The following is a 2,801-nucleotide window of genomic DNA, read 5'->3' on the forward strand; positions in this document are numbered from 1 at the left end:
CATTTTTATCAAAGACCTTAACTGTAAAAGTAGGAGCTATCCAGTTTCCTTTTCTATCGTATCCAGCACCACCGCCAAAAGAGATCGCAGTACTGATGCCTTGGGAAAAAAGCTGAGAACCATTGACTGCATCATACGAGATTGGCGAAACCCAACCATCAGCAACACCAGTAAGAGTCCTCAATCCATGAGAGCTATTTGCGATAGTTATTCTATTGCCACCTACGTCCGCACCAATTGTAATAAGTCCTGATGCATCTTGCTTAACAAACTTATCATACCTAGTTTCAGCGACATAATTCTCCAAACCATACAACGCAGAACCAACATCTCTATATATTTTACCGTTAATTATATAGGTTGGCGCAATACTTTTACGTATATTTGTACCTCCACCAAAATACTGCGCTACATTACCCCAAAGATCACAAGCAAAAACAGGAGAAGCATTTGATAAAAAGGCAGCTACTGACACTAATGAAAGCGTTTTTATAAAAGGTAATCGATAAGACGAGCAAGAATTTTTTAAATTACTCACTGCTAGTGTGTGTGGTGTGGTATATAATATTTTTTTCATAATAAATCCTCTAAGTAAAAAAAACATATTGAAAACATTAAAAAGACATATTCCGGTGCTACTAAGCTCTAGAGGTAGTTTTTTCTTGTTTTATAAAAGATTAGGGTTGTCATAATGCGGAAGAGGACTATCTAAGATATCAATGAGGTTGTAGTCCACCTTGATTGATAGTCCGATTAATAAGGTTTATTTTCCCCTTTTAGGGGGGATTTTCTTTCTGTAGCAGAGCCTTTAAATTTAAAGGCGAAGAAAGGTGAAAGGCGTGTAGAAAAAACATGTTTGCGCGCTATTATTAAGTGTTGTGTGTTTAAGAGGCAATAAAGGATGTTTATTGCGCAAGGGAGTTAAGTTGTTTGTTGAGTAATTTAGAGCGTTTTTTGTAGGGTTATTGTGCTTTTGTCGTGAAAATAAGCGAGATACCCATGAGTTTTATATTTGTATCTCTTAAAGCTTTTTGAGATCAGACGATTGTGATTTTGTAATTTTTCCATAACTTACCGCACCCCGCTTTGCGAGAAGATTTCTAGTTTCTTTTAATTAATTTTTCGCACTCTATACAGATTATTAAAAAATAGCAAGGAAAAAATAATTTAATTATTTTTTTATATTTTTATACAATGCGTCTTTCTGATTCTTGAAATAATTCTAGAATTCATAGCCTCATTGTTTACACTTTAGGCTTTTATAAAAGTGCTGGTGCATCGTTATGCTTTAAATATCCCTGTTGTGATCAAAGTGAGTCTTACTTAATCATTCCCGCTGCTACATACAAAGAAAATAATAAAAATGGAAAAAATGAGATTTTTTATTTCTTTAAGCATACCCCCTAGTGGATATTCCTATTAATAAAATTATAAACTGTACAGTTTTAAAATATTGTGCGATTACGCGTGCTCTATTAATTTATATAAAAACATCACTCTGCATTTGTAATTTTTTTTGTTAAAATGCTTCACTGTAACTAAAATTAGTCCCACTAAGATTATTATTACAGAATACATTGTTATAAAACTTTACAAGTATACTACTCTATGAGTTTCTGTGTAAAATATCACTTCTTTATAAAATTTTTACCCTTGTCTGATGAAACAAGGGCGAATGCGTTTTTTATTATTAATGCAGTGTTAAGTTTACTCCTGCACTTAACCCCCTGTAACCTCTTGCACTCGTGACAGATATATTAGAGCGAATCTTTCCATCTTCTGACATATAAATGGTTCCAATAGCTCAAGCCAATCGGCTACGCCATAAACCACTACCAAAACAAAGACTTAAAGACCAAAGGATATTGAAATAACTTAAATTCGATACTTCTAAACCAACAGAGGATGCCTGTCTTGCTTCTTTCTGAGCTGTCTTAATATCACATCTTAATGCTTCAAATTTTGTATCCGTGTAAGATTTTGCATCATTAACAACATTACTCATTGCATTATACTATGGATTCAGAAAAACATTTATCTATATATTTTTTCGCATCATTAAAAACTGTCTTAATCTGCTGCTCACTGTCATGTAATTGATCACCTTTTATGGCATTATACAATCCAATAATAATCTTATCAGCAGTAGAATTATGCAAAATAAAATACCCCCTATCTTGTCATAAAAAACAATGCTGCATTCATTAATAATATTATTACAATATATTAAAAATAAATATCGATTACTCAAATAATTCCTTTTGGAGATGATAAATGATTTTTTCATATAAAATTTCATAATAAAAAATATATTTTTACTCGAAATACGCCCTTATCTTCTATTGCTATTCATTTATGATGAAAATAACTTTCCTTCTCTTTAAATGGCACATGTAACGCATTTGATAAGAGAAGGAAAATTTATTTCGAATTTTCTATTGTTAATTCAGTGTTACCCTAAATCCAGCACCTACCCCCCAATGTCCCCCAGAACTCGTTGCAGATACGTTAGAGCGAAATCTTCCATTTTCAGACATATAACCAGCACCAAGAGCAAGCGCAGATTGACTGCGCCATACACCCGTACCAAATGAAAAACTTAATTTTCCCGGTGTATCGTCATAGCTTAAATTAGATACTGCTAGACCAATAGCAGCAGCTTGTCTTGCTTCTTTCCGAACATCCTGAATAGCATAATTCAACGTCTCAAACTTCATATCCGTGTAGGATTTAGACTCGTTAACAGCATCATTGACAAGACCACTAACTTTCTCATCCGTATACTTATTGGCATCTTCAAG

At 33.3% G+C, this 2,801-nt stretch carries 2 protein-coding genes and 1 pseudogene; all 3 read right to left on the reverse strand.

All coding sequences use genetic code 11. The features are described 5' to 3' along the window. Nucleotides 1-577: pseudogene (locus ACFIK0_RS08615) on the reverse strand (hypothetical protein); the annotation flags it as partial. Between the two features lie 1,227 nt (nucleotides 578-1,804). After that, nucleotides 1,805-2,005: a hypothetical protein gene (locus ACFIK0_RS08620; RefSeq protein WP_273791568.1), complete on the reverse strand. Its 201-nt coding sequence runs from the start codon at nucleotides 2,003-2,005 to the stop codon at nucleotides 1,805-1,807. A gap of 436 nt (nucleotides 2,006-2,441) precedes the next feature. Then, the coding region (locus tag ACFIK0_RS08625) for a YadA-like family protein (RefSeq protein WP_375663829.1) at nucleotides 2,442-2,801 on the reverse strand (360 nt) is incomplete at its 5' end.

This window comes from Bartonella sp. CL63NXGY (genome assembly GCF_042194905.1).
Taxonomy (GTDB): Bacteria; Pseudomonadota; Alphaproteobacteria; order Rhizobiales; family Rhizobiaceae; genus Bartonella.

Bases quoted from the DNA above. Each gene is read 5' to 3' on its own strand.
- ACFIK0_RS08620 (WP_273791568.1), bottom strand. From the start codon at position 2,005: ATGAGTAATGTTGTTAATGATGCAAAATCTTACACGGATACAAAATTT.